This window comes from Natronosalvus sp. KLKA75 (assembly GCF_059736265.1).
The window spans coordinates 2174271-2194076 of record NZ_CM185522.1 but is presented as its reverse complement, the minus strand read 5'-3'; the positions used below and the strand labels follow the sequence as shown (position 1 = coordinate 2194076).

The following is a 19806-nucleotide window of genomic DNA, read 5'->3' as shown; positions in this document are numbered from 1 at the left end:
TGAGGTATGCTCACCAGTGACACATATGGACGACCACGAAACCGGTTCCGCCCGGACCCTCGAGACGGTCGCTCGAGCCTGTGACGTGATCGAAACGCTCGAAAAACGCGACGGCGTCGGCGTGACCGAACTGGCGACGGCGCTCGACCTCTCGAAGAGTTCGGCCCACTCCTACCTCAACACGCTCCGCGAGAAACGGCTGGTGGTCAAACGCGGCGACACCTACCACCTCAGCCTCGAGTTCCTCTATCTCGGCAAATCAGTTCGCCATCGGCACGTCCTCTTCGAGCACGGCAAGTCGACGGTCGACCGCCTTGCCGAGCGGAGCGGCGAGTACGCCCACCTGATGTGCGAACAGCACGGCCTCGAGCGGAACATCTACAAAGTCCCGGGGGAGAACGCCGTTGGCGACGACTACCACACGGCGAAAGAGCAGAAGCCGGACTTCCTCCACTTCACGTCGACCGGGAAGGCCGTTCTCGCCCACCTCCCCGAGAATCGGGTCCGATCGATCGTCGACAGGTATGGGCTCGTTCGGAAGACGGAACACACCATTACCGACGTGGACGCGTTGCTCGCGGAGCTCGAGTCGATACGCGAACGCGGATACGCGGTCAACGACGAGGAAGAGATCAAGGGAATTCGTGCTGTCGGCGCTCCAATTCGAAGCGCGAACGGCGAGGTGCTCGGGGCGATTAGCGTGTCTGGTCCGACCAGTCGACTCAACGACGAGTACTATCACGACGAACTGCCACGGATGGTCACGGAGAGTGCGAACGTGACCGAAGCGAGCGTCAACATGTCCACTGCCAGCGAGACGCTCTGAGACGTTACTTCGCTCGACTCGTCTGGGCATTACACGCTTAAGATTGTAATGGAGTGTAACGAAGCTCTCTGTTCTCATTTCGGGAACGACGATCGGTGAACGTGTGAGCCGACATCTGATCACGCTCGAGCGGTCACTATTCTATATCTTAATTCTGATCATATAGGGTTAGTATGTTATTTCTGTTATTTAACTCGTCGAAATGTTCAATTGCACACTCAATCATTTACGTGTTCTTAGTGCGAATAAAATCGTTTAAAGCTAATATTTGTGCTTTTGTTACGCATATTTGCATATATTGGTGATTTGTGGGAGGGAACATGACGAATTTAGGGTAGGGTGAACGAGATTATGTAGTCTAAATTTTTATAGTTTTATAGTGTCTATTTTCATCACACGGCACTGTCTAGTTTAGCATCTCCGTTGGTGTCTGTCCGGTGAGTGACTGGTACGGTTGATGTCGACCGACGTGATCGAGCGTATCACTCGCCGAGGCGGTCGCCGCCGAGCACGAGCTCTGGCTCAAGGTCTCCCTTTCGCAGAGTATATGAATACAGTTTTTCGTCACCCGGAAATCACAGCACCATAATAAATATGTGCCAACACAAAGGCTTTGACTAATACATCTAACACATAGGTATGAACCGGAGAACTATCCTCGTCAAAGCCATTACTGCCTGTTCTGTAGCGTCTGGTGGGTGTCTGAGTGGCCCCTCCAATGATTCAAAACCCGATCAGAACGGTTCAACAGACGGACCAGTCGAAGGTCGAGTAGATTCTGTGTTCATTGAGAATCTTAGCGAAACCGAAGTACGTGTGGGGATTGTTATCCACGATGAAAATAATAATAAGGAGATATCCAATCGATATAGGATTCCAGAAAAGACCGGAATTGAAATCCCGGAGGTTGGGATAGAAGGGGAAGAGTATGAAACTGCTGTTCAGTATGATGGTGACCTGGAAGAATATGAGTGGTCTGTACAAGATACCTGTGTCCATGAAAACGAATCGACAGACTTCTCAATACTCATAGAAGAAAACAGAACTCTTGTCCTATTTGCAGAAGGATGTGATGAGAAATCCACTGGAATTCGCGCAGGGATAGAGTACTTTGATCACGAGGAATACATTATTTGATCAGGAGAACTATCTAGTTTAACAGCTCTGCTGGCATCTGTCCGTTGAGTGATTGGTGCGGTCGTTGTGTGTTGTAGTAGTGTACGAACTGTTCAAGCCATTCTCTGACACTCGCCCGACTGCCCACCCACGAAGTGTGGAAGCGGTCAACTCGCATCTTCAGCGTGTGAAACCACTTCTCGATCAGATTTCGCTCGACGTAGTCGAGCTGACCGCTTAACCCTAACCGAGAGAGGACAGTCAGATACCCATAGCCATCGACGAGATACACGGTGTCGGAAAGATCATGTTTCTCGGTCAATTGATGCAGGAACGCAGCAGCTGGATCGGTACCCCGTCGTCCGAAGACTGCGACATCGAGGAGTAATCGAGAGTCGAGATCTATACCCGCATACACCCAAGACCAGTTGCCGTTGATCTTGACAGCGGTCTCATCAACCGCGACCCGCGAGGGCTTCGCCGATAGCGGATCTGGCACGCTGTCAGCCAGCCGATGCACCCACTGCCAGATGGCCTGATGAGAGCGCTTGACACCGATCAAACGAAGCATCGCTCGTGTCTCTCGAAGCGAAAAACCACTCGTGTGGAGGCGGACAGCGAACACCCTGACAGGCGTCGCCGTCCACTCACGCTCTCAACAACATCAAATTCCGCTGCGTAGGATTCGCTGAGCAGGTCTGCAAGCATTGTTCCAAACTATCTCCACGACCTACCCGTTCCTCAAACTGACCTAACAAGACACTGCCCACCATACCTACTGAACTCGAGCCACCAGGCCCGGTCAAATTTCACCAACACTAACTCGACTCCTCCCAAACGGTGGCCATGATCCGATCTTTCGACGGCCGAGAACCGACGATCGCGGATTCGGCATACGTCGACGAGCGCGCGGTCGTCATCGGCAACGTCACGATCGAAGCCGATGCCAGCGTCTGGCCAGGGGCCGTGCTCCGGGGCGACCACGGCGAAATCGTCCTCGAGGAAGGCGCGAACGTCCAGGACAATGCGACGGTCCACGAGGGGTCGACGATCGGCCCGTACGCGACCGTCGGCCACAACGCGATCGTGCACGCCGCGACGGTCGGCGAGCGGGCGATGGTCGGGATGGGGGCGATCGTCCTCGATCGGGCGACGGTCGGCGCAGAGAGCCTGGTCGCTGCAAATAGTGTCGTCACGGAGGACGCGACGGTCCCCGAGTCGGTGCTGGTCGTCGGCGCTCCCGCAGAAGTCAGGAAGGAGGTCGAGGATTCGCCGCGGGCAACCGCTGCGGACCACTACGTGGAACTCGCGGGGCGGTACGCCGAGACGTCCGAGGTTCTCGAGCGTGGGACGCTCGAGCCCGATGTCGGTACCGATACTGAGACAGATTCAACTATCGATACCGATTAGGTCGAATCCCCGATTACGTCGCCGGTGAGACGTCCGTCACCGTCCCGACGCCCTTGCTTCGACCCTCGCGGAAGACGAACTTCTGGCCCTCCTCGACCAGGTACGAGCGGAACTTGAACCGTACTCGGGTTTTCCCCTTGTCGCCCGGCAGGAGGCGACCGTCCTCGGGATAGAACGCCGCGGCCTCGCCGATGGTCTCGAGGTGGACGACGGGTTCGTAGCCGTCGCCGATTCGCGTGGGGTGGTTGAGTACCATCACCTCGGCCTCGAACTCCCTGACGGGCGTGGGATCGGCGTCGCCGGGCAGGAGGACCATCCCGCGCTCGATCTCCGCCTCCTCGACGCCCTTGAGCGCGATGCCGACGATCCGCCCGGACTGGGCCTGATCGACGCGGTGGTAGTGCATCTCGATGGATCGAACTTCGACCTCGCGGAACGAGCCGTCGGCCATCGGCCCGAGCAGGAGTTCGTCGCCGGCCTCGACCTCGCCGCGCATGACCGTCCCCGAAGCGACGGCGCCGACGCCGGTCACGGCGTAGCTTCGGTCGATGTACATCCGGAACTCGCCGTCGTCGCTGGCGGTCTTCGGCAGTCGGTCGAACAGTTCGTCGAGGACGTCGAGGCCGTCCATCGTGATCGCACTGGTTTCGACGATGGGGACGACGGTGTCGCCGATTTCCTCGACGGCGGCGTCGACACCGTGGCGGCCGACCCGGAGGGGAGACTTGCCGACGTCCCGGAGGAGGCGCTCGACCTCGAGGACGACCTCCTCGATGCGGTCGTCGTCGACGAGGTCGGTCTTGGTCAGCGCGACCACGGTGGGGAGTTCCGTGGCGAGCAACACTCCCAGGTGTTCGCGGGTCGTCCGCGTCGGCCCGTCGTCGGCGGCGACGACGAGCAGGCCGTAGTCGAGTTTCTGACCGACGAGACCGCGGATCGTGGTCCGGAGCCAGGGTTCGTGACCGACGGTGTCGACGAACGAGACGAGGCGGTCGGCCTCCTCGACGACGGCCGCCCGGTCCTGTTTCCGGTTCGGGTTCGTAACGTGCACCGGCCCCTCTTCGTCGAACCCGTAGACGGCGTAGGAGAGGTCCGCGGACAGCCCCCGCTCGACCTCGTGGGGCTGGACGTCGAGGAAGGCTCGCGTCGCACCGTCGCCGTCGTCCGGGCGGCCCGTGACGAGCGAGCCGACCAGGGTGCTCTTTCCGTGGTCGACGTGGCCGGCCGTCCCGACGACGACGTGCTGGTCGTCCGTCTCGAGGACGGCGCCCTCGCGGATCAGGGCGATGCCGACGACGCCGCCCTCGATGCCCCAGGTCTGGACATCCTCGATGTGACACTCGGCTTCCTCGGCGAGCAGCGAGAGCACGTCCATCGACTCCGAAAAGGTGTCGACGTCGATGCCGGCGAGGCCGCCGTCGTCGGTGACGCCGACGACGTACGTCGCCTCGCCGTCGCCCGAGAGGACGCGGTGACGGAGCTGTGCGGCGAGACTCTCCCGTCGCCCGCCCTCGAGGTGGATCGACTCGAGCAGCCGTTCCTTGAACTCGACGTTCCCACCGTCCTGTTCGCCACGTTCCAGGGCCCGCTCCAGCAGGGCCCGGTCACGGCTCATATCCGGTGATAGCGAGTCACACGGCAAAAGCCTTCCTGCCGAATGTCAACGTGTGTCTCTCGAGAGCGACTGTGACACAGAGTGTCATGTCTTCACTCGCGGAGGCGATCGTAGGCCGCTGTCACCCGCTTGAACTCCGCCTCGTCGCCGCCGCGGTCGGGGTGGACGTCCTTGACGCGGTCTCGATAGGCCCGTTTGATCGCCGCCTGGTCGGCCGTCGGATCGACGCCGAGCACGCTCCGGGCTTCGGCGGTCGTGGGACCGCTCGAGGTCGCGGACACTCGATTTCGGGGATCTTCGCCGTGCCAACCTGTGGGACCGGCTTTGGTTCCGGGTCCGCCCCCACCAAGACTGGCACCGAATCGAGCTTCGCGCTCCGCACGCGTTCGCGGGCCGCCTCGAGCACGTGGGCCTGCCCCGAAGCCGCCGCGGCCGTCCCGGGCGCGTCGCGTCCGCTCGCGTTGACGTTGCTGACTCCGTACCTCGCGACGGCGAAGTCGTTCCACGAGCTTCCCGCTGCCGTGGTAGTACATGAAGTAGGCCGTCGCTCCGAGCGGAACCGCGACGACGAACGGGATCGGCGAGCGCGAGACGAACGAGCCGATCACGAGCAGGGCGGTCATGCCCGCGAACAGCGCGGCGACGAGCAACACAATCGGTGACCGTTGCACACTCGAGATAGGGACTCGAGCGGCCTAAAGGATGCGGCGACCGAACACGCGTCAGTCTCGACTCGCAGTGTCGTCCGGCCGCCGCGTCGAATACGCGACCGTTTGTGTTCACCGAGGGATGCGGCCCAGAGTTGGTGAGGCGAGTAGTGGCGGGCCGAGGGGTGACGACGTGTAGCCGGGACGCGGCCTCGAGCTAAGAACGAACGGCCTTCAGTTCAACCTTCCGTTCAAACTGATCGTTGGGGCGGTCTGGCGGGCATTTCAGCCCATTGAGCACGGGAGCAAAACCGTTCACAAACGATTCTGAATCTCCAGAACGAACGGCACTGCTTTACCCGGTTCCTGTCTGGAAGGAGTAATGCCAAACGACCGAGCAAGCGACGAGTCGAGGCGGGCGAACTACCAATCGAAACCCGGCGTGGGACGCCGAGCGTTCATCGCCGCCGGCGGTAGCGTCGGTGCGACGGCACTCGCCGGGTGCACCTCCGGTGACGGTCCGGAGCAATCAGGCGACGATGGGACGCCCGACCAGGACACGCAGTCCGACGACGGGGCACAGACGGATGGCTCCGAGGAGAGCAGACAGCAGGGGAACTTCAGACTGCTGGTCAGCGACATGCCGGCCGACATCGGCGACTTCGAACGGCTGGATGTCACGCTCGATTACGCCCGAATCTTCGACGGTGGTGAGGGCGAGGGTGACGACGAGGACTCGACCGAAACCGATGGCGAGGACGGAGGCGAGGAATCGAACGAAACTGAAGAGGACATCGACGATCAGCAGAACTCGAGTGACGATGGCGAGGACGATGTAGACGCGGACGGGGAATCCGACGGCGACGAAGGCGACGAAGACGAGAACGACACCGCCGACGGCGTCGAACGAAAGCGCGGGTTCTACATCGTCGACCTCGAGGGAAGGACGGTCGACCTCACGGAGCTGGTCGGCGAGCGGGCAGTCTCCGTGTTCGAAGGAGAACTCTCTCCGGGAACGTACGAGAAGATCGAACTGCACGTCTCGGCGGTCGAGGGTATCGTCGATGGCGAGCAGGCGAACGTCAAGCTCCCGAGCGAAAAATTACAGATCACGCACCCCTTCGAGATCGGTGCCGACGACCCCGTCGATTTCGTCTTCGACATCAACGTGGTCAAACGTGGACAGGGGTCCGATTACAACCTGAAACCCGTAATCTCCGAAAGCGGGGTCGCAGGCAAGGATGTCGAGGTCGAGGAAGTAGAACGCGAAGACGAAACTGACGGTGGAGAAGAGACGGACGACCAAGCGGACGAGGAGGAATCCAACGAATCGGAAGACGCCGACGAAGATACCGGAGAGGAAGCCAACGAATCCGAAACGGACGGCGACGGGGACAGCGAAGACGAGTAGCGACGGACGAGTCCCTCGAGGGAACTCAACTTCGGCTCTCAGCGCCTCGCCAGCCCTCAGCGTTCCTGGGCCTCAGTTCCCGCCGGGAATCACCTCTCTTCGGGTCAACCTCGAGCGAATCGAACCGAAATCTCATCTCCTCGCGGATAATGGTGCACTTTCTGAAGTTGCTATAGAACGTGCACCATTGACCGTTTCTCCTGCTCGAGCGACGTCGCGTCCCCAGTGCCGGCACCGGTTTGAAGCCACTCGAGTCCGTACCTCGAGTATGAGCGTCAGCGGCCTCTGTCAGATCTGTGAAACGCGGTCGGCCGAGGAGCGGTGTGACAACTGCGGCGCCCTCGTCTGCCAGGTCCACTACCAGGAGGGGGTCGGCCTCTGTGCGAACTGCGCCAACACGGTGAATCCGAACGACCCTGACGACGTGGACATCAACCGTCTCTGAACCGATGACGTCGATTCGCGACCTGGTCAGCGGTTCACTCGGCATCGGGGAGCGCTACTGCCTCGAGGTCACGAGAGCCGACGACGGAACGCTGATCGCCGCGCACCCCTCCGATCGGAGCCCGATGGACGTCGTGGTCTGTGAGGGGCTCGAACGCCTCGATTCGCCGACGGAGACGTCCGAGGGACCGCTCGAGGTCGAAGTCGAGATACTCGGCCGCGTCGTGGACGGTCGTCTCGCCGGACGAGTCGTCTCCCCGTCGTGTGCGTCGCCGGAGAACGTGGACTGACACAGGTTCGGTTTCGAGACGAGTCGACAGCCAGGTCCGTGTGACGAGGAAGGTAGTTAGGTTCGACCTCGGGGCAGGCAGTTAGGCCCGTCTGGCCTCGAGGACCTCTCGCAACACGGTCCGGTGACAGCGCTTCTTGCCCGTGTTCTCGAAGCAGACGAGCGCGATCGATTCGCCCTCCTCGAGCCGTTCCTCGAGTTCTGCAAGCGCCTCCCGGGCTTCGATCTCGGTCTCGAGGTGCTCCCGGTACCGGTCCTCGAAACCCACCTGCTCCCAGGACGCGTTGTGGGCGCCCTCGTCGCACATGCCGGCCATCTTCAGGTCCTCCGTGGCCGTTTTGGCGTCCTCGAGCAACGTCGACGGCGGCCCGAGCGCCGGCAGGTTCTCGTCGACGGCGGCGTGAAACCAAGAGGTCGGCTGGCGAACGACGCCGACGAGCGTGGTCCCGGGCTCGAGGTCGACCAGGTCGTGCTGGAGGGCGGCGACGTAGGTGTCGGTGAACATGCTGTTCGCGGTGCCCGCTGTATCAGAGAGCGTCCGCTCCCCCGTGTCCGCTTCTCCGGTAGCGTTCCCCTCCGTTCCGGGTTCCGCTCCCGCCCCGGCGTCCGGATCGGTGCCCATACGCCCCGTACGGTCTTCCAGCATTTATATACAATGGCGCGACTATTCTCGAGTCTCTATGGCCGGCGACAGCGAAGACCCGAACGCCGACGTACAGTACCACCTCGAGGTCGCGGCCGACGACGTGGCCGACACCGTCCTCTTGCCGGGGAATCCTGAGCGTGTCGAGAAGATCGTCGCCCACTGGGACGACCACGAGGAGCGCGCACACCACCGCGAGTACCGCACGGCGACAGGTACCTACGACGGGACGTCGATTTCGGTCACCTCGACGGGAATCGGTAGCCCCTCGGCGGCCATCGCCGTCGAAGAACTCGCCCGCGTCGGCTGCGAGACGTTCATCCGGGTGGGGTCCTGTGGGGCGCTCCAGCCCGAGATGAGCGTCGGCGACCTCGTGATCACGACCGGTGGCGTTCGCCAGGAGGGGACGAGCGACGAGTACGTCCGTGAGGACTACCCGGCCGCGGCTGACTACGAGGTCGTCAGCGCGCTGGTCGCCGCCGCCGAGCGCCTGGACTACGACTACCACACGGGGATCACGATGAGCGCCGATTCGTTTTACGCCGGGCAGGGTCGACCCGGATTCGACGGCTTCGAGGCCGCCGGTGCCGACGACCTGATCGACGAACTCACCGAGGCCAACGTCGCCAACATCGAGATGGAGGCCAGCGCCATCCTCACCATCGCGAACGTCTACGGCCTCCGGGCCGGGGCGGTCTGCTCGGTCTACGCCAACCGCGTGACCGGCGAATTCCGCACCGAAGGCGAGTCTCGAGCCGCCGAAACCGCCTCGCTGGCGACGCACCTGCTGGCGAAGATGGACGCGGTCAAGCGCGAGGCCGGCGTCGACCGCTGGCACGCCGGGCTCAGCCTCGAGTAGGGTTCTATTACGAATCCGCCGACCCCCGCATCATCGTCAGTTACTTTTCAGATTGAATCTCGGTCGATTCCTCGTAGCGAACGCCCTCTAGCTGCTTGGTGTCTCGAAGAATGAACGGGCCGATTGCGAGCGTTCGTTTCATCACGGTGAGAACACGGAGCAGGTAGGCGAGAAGGACAGCAAACGGGATGAGCGTCAGTACGTAAACGGCGCTAACGACGAGATAGGCCGTACTAATGCCGGCGATAGTGCCGGTCATCTTTGCGGCGTCAAATTCCAGGACCATGTACCCCGCAACCGCCAGCGTGGGCATTGCTCCGTACAGCACTCCGCGCGAGATATTGATGATCTCCCACTGCACGTAGAGCGTCTTGAAATGTTCTCGTGCCGGACCGAAAAACCGGAGCGAATCGAGTAGCCTGCCGAACGCCTCGTCGGTGTCTTCCGAAATCGATTCGGCGTATTTGTTCCGAAGCGTTCGGGCAGCGAATATCTTCCAGGAATAGTTGTAGTTCAGGACGGGCAGTAGCGTCTGGAACGATCCGAACTCCGCTTCTTCGAGGTCGGCGCTAATCTTCTGGCTGTGCTCGACGAGACCGTCTACGAATTCTGTGATTTCATCGAGTTGGTCCGCGTTCGGACTCTCGGAAACGGTGTCGGCGATCTGTCGTGCGTGCGTATCCGAAATCTCGATAAGTGTTCGAAGGAACCGAGCCGGGTCCGCTGGGGCGACGCCGATGTCCCCCGTCTCTTCGACGGCTTCTCGAAAATCGACCTCGTTCGACATGCGGTCGCGCTGCTCTCCGAGGGGGCCAATTTCTTCGGCAAGCACGTACTGTGAGATCGTCAAAACGAGCGTGACGCTCGTGACGACGGCGATTACCATCGACCCGAATAGCGAACTGATCACGTTCGTCGAGATGAGTTTCTGCGAAGAACTCGGACCGAAAACGTGAACGAGAAGCATAACGAGATACGCAGCCACCAGTATAACTCCGGTAACGAACCACCGGTTTGCGTTGATCAAAAACCAGACCTTGACACGGGTTTCGCCGACCCGTTCTCGCATCGTATCTGCTGGGCGTAGGAGAGTATCTGACTCGCTCATGTGGCTCTGTGTTGCATTTTCGCTTTTTTCGTTAACCGACTTGAATCTGTATCTCGAGTGGCCATCCTGGCCACCAACTGAAGCCTCCGTCTAACTCGTCGTTTCCCTTTCCACTCGCTAGCTACTATACGTCTGTCCCTGTACTCTCCGCCGAGGATCATCGACGAGGTCGCTTCTGAAACGATTTTCGCGTCGAAAAACGACCATCGTCTCGGCCTTTCGAGCTTCGAATCGAAACGCATAGGTCGCCCGTGGCGAATCCACACTCGTGAGCAGATACCGAAACTTCGCCCTCTTTCTGGTACTAGCGGCCGTCTGGGGAACCGCGTTCGTCGCCATCGGGGCCGGACTCGAGTACTTCCCGCCCGTGCTCTTCGCCGCGCTTCGATACGACGTCGCTGGCGTCATTATGCTGGCTTACGCCGCGTACGTCGTTGACGGTGGTGACTTTTTCCCGAGCGGGCGCGACCAGTGGCTCCTCGTCACGATCGGGTCGGTGCTTCTCATCGCGGCCTACCACGCCTTCCTCTTCGTCGGTCAGCTAAACACGACGGCGGCCGCCGCCGCAATCGTAGTGTCGCTCTCGCCCGTCCTCACGACCGGGTTCGCCCGCGCGCTCGTCCCGTCGGACGCGCTCTCGGCGGTCGGACTGGTTGGCGTCGGGATCGGCCTCTGCGGAGTGATCGTCATTGCCCAACCGGATCCCAACGACTTGCTCTCGGCGAACGCCATCGCGACCGCCCTCGTCTTCCTTGCCGCGGCGTCGTTTGCCCTCGGAAGCGTCCTCACCCGTCGGCTCGACGCCGAGATGCCAATCGAGACGATGGAGGCCTGGTCGATGATCGGCGGCGCGATCCTCATGCACCTGCTGAGCCTCGGGCTGCGCGAACCGATCGAACCGGCGACGTGGCTCCACCCGAACGCGTTCTGGTCGCTCGCGTACCTCGCACTCGCCTCGAGCGCCTTCGGCTTCCTCCTGTACTTCACCTTGCTCGAGCGCCTCGGCCCGATCGAGATCAATATGGTGTCCTACGTCGCGCCGGTCTTCGCTGCGATTTTCGGCTGGTTGCTCCTCGACGAGGTGATCACCGGGACGACGGTGTTCGGCTTCGTCCTGATCGCGATCGGGTTCGTGCTGGTCAAGCGCCGGGCCATCCGCGACGAGTTCGTGAACCTGCGTGCGACGACCGGGAGCTAACGCTGGCTTTTGCTGGTTCTCAATGGCTCTCGTCACGACAGCCGGTGACCGTTGAATCGTTCACTGTCGCGGTCGAAGCTGACTGCTGACGACGTCGCGAGTCACGCACTCCATCACGAGGTAACAGAACGAACGGCTGCCGCTCAAGTCCGAAGAGTCCAAAGAGTCCCACGAGTGCGACGGGAGCGATCTGGAAAAGCGTACGTCCGAACCTCCACAACGTCGAATCCTCTATCAAACGGTGCCGAGGTATTCGCCCTCGAGGCTATCCGAACTTACCGGTGATGTAGTCCTCGACGCGCTGGCTCTCGGGGTTCTCGAAAATCTTCGTCGTGTCGTCGAACTCCACGAGTTCCCCGCCGGTGAGGAAGACGGCCGTCTTGTCCGAAATGCGAGCCGCCTGTTGCATGTTGTGGGTGACGATGACCACGGTATAGTCGTTCGCCAGCTCCTCGATCAGGTCCTCGATTTTCGAGGTGGCGACGGGGTCGAGCGCGCTCGCCGGCTCGTCCATCAGGATGACTTCGGGATCGGTCGCGATTGCACGGGCGATACAGAGGCGCTGTTGCTGGCCACCCGAGAGGTCGAGGCCGCTCGAGTCCAGTTGATCCTCGACTTCCTCGAGCAACGCGGCGCGCTCGAGGGCGCGTTCGACGCGCTCGTCGACGTTATCGTCGATGCCCTGGACCTTCAGGCCGTAGGCGACGTTGTCCCGGATCGACTTGGGGAACGGATTGGGCTGCTGGAACACCATCCCGATCTTGCGGCGCAGGGCGACCGGATCGACGTCGTCATCGTAGACGTTCTTGCCGTCGAACAGCAGTTCGCCTTCCACGCGGGCGGCGTCCACGAGGTCGTTCATCCGGTTGATACACCGGAGGAACGTCGACTTCCCGCAGCCAGAGGGACCGATAACCGCGGTCACCTGCTTCTCGGGCAGTTCCACGGAGACGTCCTGGAGCGCCTGGTCGTCGCCGTAGTAGACGTCGAGGCCGCGACTCTCGAGGATCGTCCGGCCGTCGGTGGTGGTCGACGAATCAGCGTCGGTGCCCCGGTCGGCCAGGCTGTCGGTCTTCGGCGTCGGGGAGGCGTGGTCGTCGCTCGATTCGGTCTTCGAGGTGGTCATGGGTTCTCGGGTCATTGGTCGTGCTGGTAGTGGTTCCGGATGAGGATCGCGACGGAGTTGATCGACAGCAAGACGACGAGCAGGGTGACGACGCCGGCGGCGACGACCCCGTACTGGAACTCGGCTTCGGGGTATTGCGCCCAGGTGTAGATCTGCATTGGCATCGCGCTGACCTTGCTGAGGAGGCTGTTCGGAACGCCGAAGACGGTCGTCGGCGCGCCGATCATGATGAGCGGGGCCGTCTCGCCGATGGCTCGACCGAGTGCGAGGATGGTTCCGGTCAAGATCCCGGGCATCGCCCGCGGCAGGACGACGTTGCGGATCGTCTGCCACTTCGTCGCGCCCATTCCGTATGAGGCCTGTCGCTGGGAGTCTGGAACGGCCCGGATCGCCTCCTGGGCGGAGATGATGACGATGGGCAGGATGAGCAGGGCGACGGTGAACGCGGCCACGATCAGGGTCCCGAAGCCGAGGCCGATGAGGCTCACGAACAGTCCAAGTCCGAGCAGGCCGTAGACGACAGAGGGGACGCCCGCCAGGTTGGCAATGTTGATCTGGATGAACGTCGTGAGTGGCCCGTCGCTCGCGTACTCCTCGAGGTAAATCGCCGCGCCAACGCCCAGCGGGAAGGTCACGAGCGCGATCAAGAGCATGAGCGCGATCGAACCGACCAGCGCCGGGAGGATGCCCGCCTCGAACGGGTTCGGGTGGGGCGGGCTGGTGAGGAACTGCCAGTCGAGCCAGCCGATCGCGTCGACGGCGACGTACGCCAGCAAGATCGCGAGCGAGAGGATGCCGACGAGCGCCGCCGCGAGAGTCAGCCAGCGGAAGGCGACGTCCTTCGTTCGACTCACGCGTCCGAACCCGGAGTCCTCGACCGACTGGTCGTTGGTGCCGGTTTCGGCCGCCATCACTGGTACACCTCCCGGTAGCGCGAGGCGATAAATTCACTCACGAGGTTCATCACGAAGGTGATCACGAACAGCGTCAGGCCGACCGCGAACAGGCTCTTGTAGGCCACCGACTGGCCGACGACGTCGTTCGTCCCGATCTGGACCATCGCCGCTGTCATCGTCTGGACTGATTCGAGAAACAGCCCGGCCGGATCGGTCAGGTCGATCAGCTTGGGCGTCTGCCCCGCCGCGATGGCGACGACCATGGTCTCGCCGATCGCTCGCGAGATGGCAAGGATGAACGACGAGAAGATGCCCGACAGCGCCGCGGGGACCACGACGGACGTGGAAACGGTGAACTTCGTCGCCCCCAGCCCGTAACTGGCCTGTCGGAGCGAGTCCGGCACCGCGCTCATCGCGTCCTCGCTGATCGAGGAGACCATCGGGATGATCATGATGCCGACCATGATCGAGGCCGACAGGGCGTTGAACGTCGATAGCTCCACGAACGGAATCGCGTCCAGCGCCGGCGTCACGTACACGAGCGCGAAGTAACCGTAGACGACCGTCGGGACGCCTGCGAGCACCTCGAGGGCCGGCTTCAGGTACGCTCGGCGGCGACTCGAGGCGTACTCGCTGAGGTAGATGGCCGTCAGCAGGCCGATCGGCAGGGCGATGGCGGCGGCCCCGAACGTGATGGTGAGCGTCCCTGAGATCAGCGGCAACACGCCGAAGGCGACGGGCTCGTTCGTCGGACTCCAGCGGGTGCCGAAGAGGAAGTCGATCGGCGAGACGGCGGCGAAGAAGTCCACCGCGTCGAGCAACAGCGTCAGGACGATGGCGACCGTCGTCAGGATCGACAGCAGCGCACACAGCGTGAAGAGGTATTTGAAGAAAACGCCACGGGCCGTCCGACTCCCGTCGTGGGAGAGGTCCATCGCGCTCATTCGGTCACCTCGTCGATGGACGCCTCGAGTTTCTCGAGGTTCTCGTCACGCACCTCTTCGGTGACGGGGACGTAACCGACCTCCTCGACGAGGTCGGTCGCCGACTGCTCGATGTAAAAGCGCAAGAAGTCTTGCACTTCGGGATCGGTGAGCGCCTGGTCGGACGCGTAGATAAACAACGGGCGCGATAGCGGGGTGTACTCCCCCTCCATGGCCGTCTGGAGCGACGGTTCGACGCAGCCGTCGCCGCTATCGATTCCGACGGCCTTGATCAGGTTTGGGTTTTCGGCGTAAAAGGAGAAGCCGAAGTAGCCGATGGCGTGTTCGGAGCCACGAACGCCCTGGACGATCGTCCGGTCCTTCTCGGTTCCGTGATAGTCGCTCCGGTGATTGGCGTCCTCGCCGATGATCGTCTCGACGAAGTAGTCGAATGTCCCCGAGGTGGTGTCGGCCCCGTACAGTTCGAACTCCTCGTCGGGCCAGTCGTCTCGCACGTCGCTCCAGCGTTGAGCGCCGTCGGTGCGCCAGATCTCCCGGAGCTCTTCGACGGTGAGACAGTCGACCCAGTCGGCGCCGGGGTTGACGACGACCGTCAGTGCATCCGTCGCGATGGTGAACTCGATCGGTTCGATTCCGTTCTCGCTACACTGTTCGCGTTCGATGTCCGCGACCTCGCGACTCGCGTTGTTGATCGCGGTCATGCCTGGACAGAAGAAGTTCGAGAAGCCGCCACCGGTCCCCGTCTGACTGATAGAGACGTTGACGTTCGGTCGTTCCTCGAAGTACGCCGCGGCGACGGCTTCGGTCACGGGAAAGACCGTGCTGCTTCCGGCGATCGGTACCTGTCTCCCCTCTTCAGCCAGTACGTCGGTACAACCGGCCAGCCCGGCGGTCGCCGCGACCCCCGTCGCGGCGAGCAGTTCCCGTCTCCCGAGAACGGGCGACGGCACGCCAGAGGCGTCTCTCGACATCACTGGATGGATACCCCAGACGAGGTAAATAGTCTACTATGATTGGAACATAGTGCTATATAGTCATACGTGGCGAACGGCGAATCTCCACGTGCCGAGCGCGTTCGAGGGTCGTACTGGCAGTGTGGGTCTTCTGTGAAAATGCCGAACTGTGACTCGAGGCGGGAGCGATCTCTGAACTCCCGAATACGCGGCCACGCTATATATGCCCGGATCCATCTGTCGCGAGTTCGACCTGGCGCGCTCTCGACGACGGATGGAACCTCGAGGGGAGCCCCGAGATGAGTGGTACTCGTCGATGCCGTCGTTTTCGGCGTGTCACCGTGCCGAACGTCTAACGGTTGTCGCGGTTCCATCGATCCCGGTTCCATCGCCCACGGTTCCGTCGAGCGCAGTTCAATCGACCGCACCGCCGTCGAACGCAACGAACAGGTTACCAGCGAGGTTCGAGACTGGCCTCTCGTCACTACGATCACCGTTTCTCGAGGCGGTTTCGCAGGATAATCGCGGCCGCGTTCATCCCCAGCAGGATGACGAGGAGCGTGATGACGCCCGCCGCCACGACGCCATAGCGGAAGTCCGGGTCGAAGTAACTCCGCCAGGAGAAGATCTGAAGCGGCATCGCGGTGACGGTCCCGAACAGCGAGTCGGGCGCGCTCGAGACCGAGGTTGCGGCGCCGATCATGATGAGCGGTGCGGTCTCCCCGATGGCTCGGCCGAGTGCCAGGATGGTCCCGGTCAGGATGCCGGGGAACGCCTCCGGGAGGACGACCTCTCGCGTCGTCTGCCAGCGACTCGCGCCCATTCCGTAGGACGCCTGCCGAACCGAGTTCGGTACCGAGCGGATGGCCTCCTGGGCGGAGATAATGACGATCGGCAAGACGAGCAGCCCCACGGTCAACCCCGCCGTGATGACCGTTCCCCGCCCAAATCCGAAGCGGCGGGCGATGATCGCCAGACCGAGCAGGCCGTAGACGACCGAGGGCACGCCCGCCAGGTTAGTGAGATTGATGCGAATGAGGCGAGTGAGCCAGTTGTCCGCGGCGTACTCCTCCAGGTAGACCGCCGCACCGACGCCGAGGGGGAACACGGCGACGATCATCACGATCAGCATGAATATCGAGCCGACGATCGGCGGGTAGAGGCCAGCGTTTTCCGGCGTCCGAGACGGACCTTGCTGGAAGAACTCCGGCCGAAGCCAGGAGTTGGGCATCGGCACGCCGAGCAACCAAGAGGCGGCAACGGCCGCGACCGCGGCGCCCAGGAGGATCGGAATCGCGAGGAGACCGATCCTGGCGGTGGGGCCGCGACGGTAGCCGTCCGCGAGGACGACTGTCGCCGGCACGACGAACCCGAGCGAAAAGACGATCGGGGCGCCGGCGCTCTCGAGCGCTCCGACCTCGACGAGGAGGCCGAGTCCGACGGTCGCCACGACGGTCAGTGCGGCGACGACGCCGGCCGCCCGGTCGTCTCGAGTCCTCGCCCACCAGAAGAGCGCACCGGCGACGGGGACGGCCGCCGTGAGCAGGTACAGGACCCACGGCTTCGCCATTTCGAGGACGGCGGTGATCGGGCCCAGCAGGGCGGTCGCGACGATCACGCCCAGCACGACGATCGCCATCACGAGCGGGCCGGAGTCGTCGAGTCGCTCGAGGCGGTCGCCGTACCGCGCTGCCGCGACAGTGGGCGCGACCGCCAGCAGAACGTAAGCCGCCCACACGTAGGGGGTGACGATCGTGAACGCGACGATCAGGAAGCCGCCGAGGCCCGCCGCGAGCAACACGCCGCCGACGCTCGTCTTCGCGACGTCGGCCGCTGTGGTCCCCCAGATTCGCCAGACGAACAGTGCGAACGGGAGGACGAACGTCAGCCCGACGATGGCGAACCAGGCGGGGTCGGCCTCGCGCAACTCGATCGCGTCGACGGTCACGTACGCGAGCAACACGAGGAGCGTGACGATGCCGAACAGAGCGGCGCCGAGGCAAGCGTACTCGAACGCGGCGCCGCGGACGCTCGCCAGGGTGCTCGAGCGGCCGACCCACTCGCGTTCGCCGGTGCGGGTTCCCATCTAGTACACCTCCCTGTAGCGACGCTGGACAGCGTCGGCGACCAGGTTCATTGCGAAGGTGACGACGAACAGTGCCATTCCGAGGGCGAACATCGACCAGAACACCGGCGTACCACCGGCCGTGTCGGAGCCCGCAGCCTGCACCATCGCGGACGTAATCGTCTGGATCGAGTCGTACAGGTTCTCGTCGAGCCTGCTCGGATCCAGGATCAGCATCTTCGGGTTCTGTCCGGCCGCGACGGTAACGATCATCGTCTCGCCGATCGCTCGCGAGATGGCGAGGATGAACGACGAGATGATCCCCGAGAACGCCGCGGGGACGACGACGCGGACCGAGACGTCGAACTTCGTCGCCCCCAGGCCGTAGCCCGCGTGTCGAAGCGAGTCCGGAACGGCACTCAGGGCGTCCTCGCTGATCGAGGAGACCATCGGGACGATCATGATCCCCATCATGATAGACGCCGACAGCGCGTTGAACGTCGATAGTGGCAGGAATCGGTCGAGGAACGGCGTGACGTACGCGAGCGCAAAGTAACCGTAGACAATCGTCGGGATGCCCGCCAGCACCTCGAGGGCTGGCTTCAGGTACGCCCTCGTCGTCGGGCGAGCGTACTCGCTCAGGTAGATCGCCGCGCCGAGGCCGCACGGGAGTGCGATGGCGGCGGCAGCGACAGTGACGACGATCGTGCCGCTCAGCAGCGGCAACAGGCCGTAGGCGTACGGCCGAATCGTCGGTCGCCAGTTCTTTCCGGTGACGAACTCCGAGAGGGCCTCCGTAATCGAGCCGTCGAGCAGCCCGGCGTACGCCTGAAAGAAGAACAGCGCGTCCGAAAAGAGGGTGTAGAGAATGCCGACCGTGATCGCCACGGTCAGGGTCGCACACCCGAGGAGCGCGTACTCGTAGAGTCGTTCGCGGCGACGGTCGGCCGCCGGGCGTTGCCACTCGTGCCTCGAGACGTCGCCGTTCATCGGCGTGCCCTCTCTTGCTGTGGTGTCGAAAACATTGGAGCGTTCTGGAGACGTGTCGACCGGTCAGTTCGCCGATGGAATCGCCGACTCTTCGCTAATGTCACCGTCGATAGCCGCCTGCAGGCGGTCGAGGTTGTCCTGGACGTCCTCGTCGCTCATCGCGACGTAGCCGATCTCCTCGGAGACGACCTCGAAGTCCCCCGAGAGTTCGATGGCGAACTCCACGAACGCCTGCACCGCTTCGTCTTCCTGGAGCTTTTCCTGGTTGACGTACCAGAAGATCGGCCGGGTGAGCGGGTATGATCCGTCGGAGGCGGCCTCGAGGCTCGGCGCCGTACACCCGTCGCCGCCGTCGATCTCGAGGGCCTTGATGCCCTCGGGGTTGTTGTCGTAGTACGCGTAGGGGAGATAGCCGTGCGCGTAGGGATTTCCGGACACGCCCTCGGCGATGAGGTCGTCTTCCTCGGTTCCCTGGAAGTCCTCGCGGATGCTCCGGAAGTCGTCGAGCACCTCACCCGTCCAGTAGTCGTACGTCCCTGACGTCGTGGCGGGGCCGTGGAGTTCGATCTCCTCGTCGGGCCAGCTCGAGTCAACGTCGGCCCACGTCTCGGGGGCACTGTCGGGCAACCAGATCTCCTGCAGGATGTCGAAGTCGGCGCAGTCCAGCCAGTCGTTTTCGGGGTTGACGATTACCGTCAGGGCGTCGCCCGCACACTGGAACTCGATCGGCTGAAAGCCGTTGTCCCGACAGTTCTGGATCTCCTCTTCGAGAATCGGCCGGCTCGCCCCGGTAATGGCGCTCTCACCGGGGATGAAGAAGTTCTCCATCCCGCCGGTGCTCCCGTCGCTCGAGAGTTCGTACTCGAACCCGTCGTGCATGGTGGAGAACTCTTCGCCGGCGGCCTCCGAGACGGGGAAGACGGTGCTGCTTCCGGAGATTCGGACGGTTCCCTCGACGGAATTTCCGCCGTTGCCGTTGCCATTCCCATTCCCATTTCCGTTTCCGTTGCCGCCGTTACCACCGTTTCCGTCGCTGCTCGCTTCGTTCTCTGCACATCCGGCAATCAGACCTGTCCCCAGGGCGCCAGTTGCCGCGATGAACTTCCGTCGCGTTGCCAGACTGCTCACCGTTCGAAGCTGGTTGTCGACCATCGAGTGAGGGATTTGCCTATCTCCGTAAGTACGATGCTATGACCGGTATATACGGCTACAGAGTCGTCAATACCGGTATCACTGAGACCGTAATCGGACGTATTGGACGTATCG

19 protein-coding genes and 1 pseudogene are annotated in these 19806 nt (G+C 62.5%); 8 read left to right on the top strand and 12 right to left on the bottom strand.

The features are described from left to right. Positions 1-25: 25 nt before the first annotated feature. The gene (locus AC6I65_RS10585) at positions 26-826 is read left to right on the top strand and encodes an IclR family transcriptional regulator (protein WP_497901862.1); all 801 of its coding nucleotides are present in this window, start codon (positions 26-28) and stop codon (positions 824-826) included. Positions 827-1465: 639 nt separating this feature from the next. Next, positions 1466-1963: a hypothetical protein gene (locus AC6I65_RS10580; protein WP_497901861.1), complete on the top strand. Its 498-nt coding sequence runs from the start codon at positions 1466-1468 to the stop codon at positions 1961-1963. Between the two features lie 13 nt (positions 1964-1976). Here AC6I65_RS10580 and AC6I65_RS10575 read toward each other — a convergent pair. Further along, positions 1977-2650, bottom strand: a pseudogene (locus AC6I65_RS10575) (IS6 family transposase). 138 nt (positions 2651-2788) lie between these two features. Between AC6I65_RS10575 and AC6I65_RS10570 the strand changes: the two are divergent. Beyond that, the gene (locus tag AC6I65_RS10570; RefSeq protein WP_497901860.1) at positions 2789-3352 is read left to right on the top strand and encodes a gamma carbonic anhydrase family protein; all 564 of its coding nucleotides are present in this window, start codon (positions 2789-2791) and stop codon (positions 3350-3352) included. A 13-nt stretch (positions 3353-3365) separates the two neighbouring features. Here AC6I65_RS10570 and AC6I65_RS10565 read toward each other — a convergent pair whose 3' ends face one another. Next, positions 3366-4967: a GTPBP1 family GTP-binding protein gene (locus AC6I65_RS10565; RefSeq protein ID WP_497901859.1), complete on the bottom strand. Its 1602-nt coding sequence runs from the start codon at positions 4965-4967 to the stop codon at positions 3366-3368. Positions 4968-5059: 92 nt separating this feature from the next. Next, positions 5060-5638, bottom strand: a complete 579-nt coding sequence (locus tag AC6I65_RS10560; RefSeq protein ID WP_497901858.1) for a J domain-containing protein — start codon at positions 5636-5638, stop codon at positions 5060-5062. 358 nt (positions 5639-5996) lie between these two features. Here AC6I65_RS10560 and AC6I65_RS10555 point away from each other — a divergent pair, with 358 nt between their 5' ends. The 3 genes from AC6I65_RS10555 (at position 5997) to AC6I65_RS10545 (ending at position 7759) form a co-directional block, all read left to right on the top strand. Next, positions 5997-7025: a DUF4382 domain-containing protein gene (locus AC6I65_RS10555; RefSeq protein ID WP_497901857.1), complete on the top strand. Its 1029-nt coding sequence runs from the start codon at positions 5997-5999 to the stop codon at positions 7023-7025. Positions 7026-7293: 268 nt separating this feature from the next. Next, positions 7294-7470, top strand: coding sequence for a hypothetical protein (locus AC6I65_RS10550; RefSeq protein WP_497901856.1), 177 nt, complete (start codon positions 7294-7296; stop codon positions 7468-7470). A gap of 4 nt (positions 7471-7474) precedes the next feature. After that, on the top strand, positions 7475-7759 hold the full coding sequence (locus AC6I65_RS10545; protein ID WP_497901855.1) for a hypothetical protein: 285 nt from the start codon (positions 7475-7477) through the stop codon (positions 7757-7759). 81 nt (positions 7760-7840) lie between these two features. On the opposite strand, the gene AC6I65_RS10540 is transcribed toward AC6I65_RS10545, so the two are convergent. Continuing rightward, on the bottom strand, positions 7841-8263 hold the full coding sequence (locus tag AC6I65_RS10540; RefSeq protein WP_497903195.1) for a DUF488 family protein, N3 subclade: 423 nt from the start codon (positions 8261-8263) through the stop codon (positions 7841-7843). A 175-nt stretch (positions 8264-8438) separates the two neighbouring features. Here AC6I65_RS10540 and AC6I65_RS10535 point away from each other — a divergent pair, with 175 nt between their 5' ends. Next, a complete protein-coding gene (locus tag AC6I65_RS10535; protein WP_497901854.1) occupies positions 8439-9260 on the top strand; it encodes a nucleoside phosphorylase in 822 nt (273 codons plus the stop codon). 40 nt (positions 9261-9300) lie between these two features. On the opposite strand, the gene AC6I65_RS10530 is transcribed toward AC6I65_RS10535, so the two are convergent. Continuing rightward, on the bottom strand, positions 9301-10329 hold the full coding sequence (locus tag AC6I65_RS10530; RefSeq protein WP_497901853.1) for a DUF7972 family membrane protein: 1029 nt from the start codon (positions 10327-10329) through the stop codon (positions 9301-9303). Between the two features lie 307 nt (positions 10330-10636). Here AC6I65_RS10530 and AC6I65_RS10525 point away from each other — a divergent pair, with 307 nt between their 5' ends. After that, the gene (locus tag AC6I65_RS10525; protein ID WP_497901852.1) at positions 10637-11566 is read left to right on the top strand and encodes a DMT family transporter; all 930 of its coding nucleotides are present in this window, start codon (positions 10637-10639) and stop codon (positions 11564-11566) included. Positions 11567-11831: 265 nt separating this feature from the next. On the opposite strand, the gene pstB is transcribed toward AC6I65_RS10525, so the two are convergent. From pstB to AC6I65_RS10490, 7 genes are all read right to left on the bottom strand, one after another. Further along, a complete protein-coding gene (pstB, locus tag AC6I65_RS10520; protein ID WP_497901851.1) occupies positions 11832-12707 on the bottom strand; it encodes a phosphate ABC transporter ATP-binding protein PstB in 876 nt (291 codons plus the stop codon). Next, positions 12704-13603 carry a phosphate ABC transporter permease PstA gene (pstA, locus tag AC6I65_RS10515; RefSeq protein WP_497901850.1) on the bottom strand — a complete coding sequence of 300 codons (900 nt, stop codon included), beginning with the start codon at positions 13601-13603 and terminating at the stop codon, positions 12704-12706. Before pstA (AC6I65_RS10515) ends, pstB begins: the two co-directional genes overlap by 4 nt. Continuing rightward, the gene (gene pstC, locus AC6I65_RS10510; protein ID WP_497901849.1) at positions 13603-14532 is read right to left on the bottom strand and encodes a phosphate ABC transporter permease subunit PstC; all 930 of its coding nucleotides are present in this window, start codon (positions 14530-14532) and stop codon (positions 13603-13605) included. Before pstC (AC6I65_RS10510) ends, pstA (AC6I65_RS10515) begins: the two co-directional genes overlap by 1 nt. Further along, positions 14529-15503: a PstS family phosphate ABC transporter substrate-binding protein gene (locus AC6I65_RS10505; protein WP_497901848.1), complete on the bottom strand. Its 975-nt coding sequence runs from the start codon at positions 15501-15503 to the stop codon at positions 14529-14531. Before AC6I65_RS10505 ends, pstC (AC6I65_RS10510) begins: the two co-directional genes overlap by 4 nt. Positions 15504-15975: 472 nt before the next feature. Next, positions 15976-17571, bottom strand: a complete 1596-nt coding sequence (pstA, locus tag AC6I65_RS10500; protein WP_497901847.1) for a phosphate ABC transporter permease PstA — start codon at positions 17569-17571, stop codon at positions 15976-15978. Beyond that, on the bottom strand, positions 17572-18540 hold the full coding sequence (pstC, locus tag AC6I65_RS10495; protein WP_497901846.1) for a phosphate ABC transporter permease subunit PstC: 969 nt from the start codon (positions 18538-18540) through the stop codon (positions 17572-17574). A 63-nt stretch (positions 18541-18603) separates the two neighbouring features. After that, a complete protein-coding gene (locus AC6I65_RS10490; RefSeq protein WP_497901845.1) occupies positions 18604-19692 on the bottom strand; it encodes a PstS family phosphate ABC transporter substrate-binding protein in 1089 nt (362 codons plus the stop codon). Between the last annotated feature and the right edge of the window lie 114 nt (positions 19693-19806).

Excerpts from the sequence above, each read along its gene's own strand:
- pstC (WP_497901849.1), bottom strand. The coding sequence starts at position 14,532 with ATGAGCGCGATGGACCTCTCCCACGACGGGAGTCGGACGGCCCGTGGC.
- AC6I65_RS10535 (WP_497901854.1), top strand. The coding sequence starts at position 8,439 with ATGGCCGGCGACAGCGAAGACCCGAACGCCGACGTACAGTACCACCTC.
- AC6I65_RS10550 (WP_497901856.1), top strand. The coding sequence starts at position 7,294 with ATGAGCGTCAGCGGCCTCTGTCAGATCTGTGAAACGCGGTCGGCCGAG.
- AC6I65_RS10565 (WP_497901859.1), bottom strand. The coding sequence starts at position 4,967 with ATGAGCCGTGACCGGGCCCTGCTGGAGCGGGCCCTGGAACGTGGCGAA.
- pstB (WP_497901851.1), bottom strand. The coding sequence starts at position 12,707 with ATGACCCGAGAACCCATGACCACCTCGAAGACCGAATCGAGCGACGAC.
- pstA (WP_497901850.1), bottom strand. The coding sequence starts at position 13,603 with ATGGCGGCCGAAACCGGCACCAACGACCAGTCGGTCGAGGACTCCGGG.
- AC6I65_RS10580 (WP_497901861.1), top strand. The coding sequence starts at position 1,466 with ATGAACCGGAGAACTATCCTCGTCAAAGCCATTACTGCCTGTTCTGTA.
- AC6I65_RS10505 (WP_497901848.1), bottom strand. The coding sequence starts at position 15,503 with ATGTCGAGAGACGCCTCTGGCGTGCCGTCGCCCGTTCTCGGGAGACGG.
- AC6I65_RS10585 (WP_497901862.1), top strand. The coding sequence starts at position 26 with ATGGACGACCACGAAACCGGTTCCGCCCGGACCCTCGAGACGGTCGCT.
- pstC (WP_497901846.1), bottom strand. The coding sequence starts at position 18,540 with ATGAACGGCGACGTCTCGAGGCACGAGTGGCAACGCCCGGCGGCCGAC.
- AC6I65_RS10545 (WP_497901855.1), top strand. The coding sequence starts at position 7,475 with ATGACGTCGATTCGCGACCTGGTCAGCGGTTCACTCGGCATCGGGGAG.
- AC6I65_RS10540 (WP_497903195.1), bottom strand. The coding sequence starts at position 8,263 with ATGTTCACCGACACCTACGTCGCCGCCCTCCAGCACGACCTGGTCGAC.
- AC6I65_RS10570 (WP_497901860.1), top strand. The coding sequence starts at position 2,789 with ATGATCCGATCTTTCGACGGCCGAGAACCGACGATCGCGGATTCGGCA.
- AC6I65_RS10530 (WP_497901853.1), bottom strand. The coding sequence starts at position 10,329 with ATGCGAGAACGGGTCGGCGAAACCCGTGTCAAGGTCTGGTTTTTGATC.
- AC6I65_RS10555 (WP_497901857.1), top strand. The coding sequence starts at position 5,997 with ATGCCAAACGACCGAGCAAGCGACGAGTCGAGGCGGGCGAACTACCAA.
- pstA (WP_497901847.1), bottom strand. The coding sequence starts at position 17,571 with ATGGGAACCCGCACCGGCGAACGCGAGTGGGTCGGCCGCTCGAGCACC.
- AC6I65_RS10490 (WP_497901845.1), bottom strand. The coding sequence starts at position 19,692 with ATGGTCGACAACCAGCTTCGAACGGTGAGCAGTCTGGCAACGCGACGG.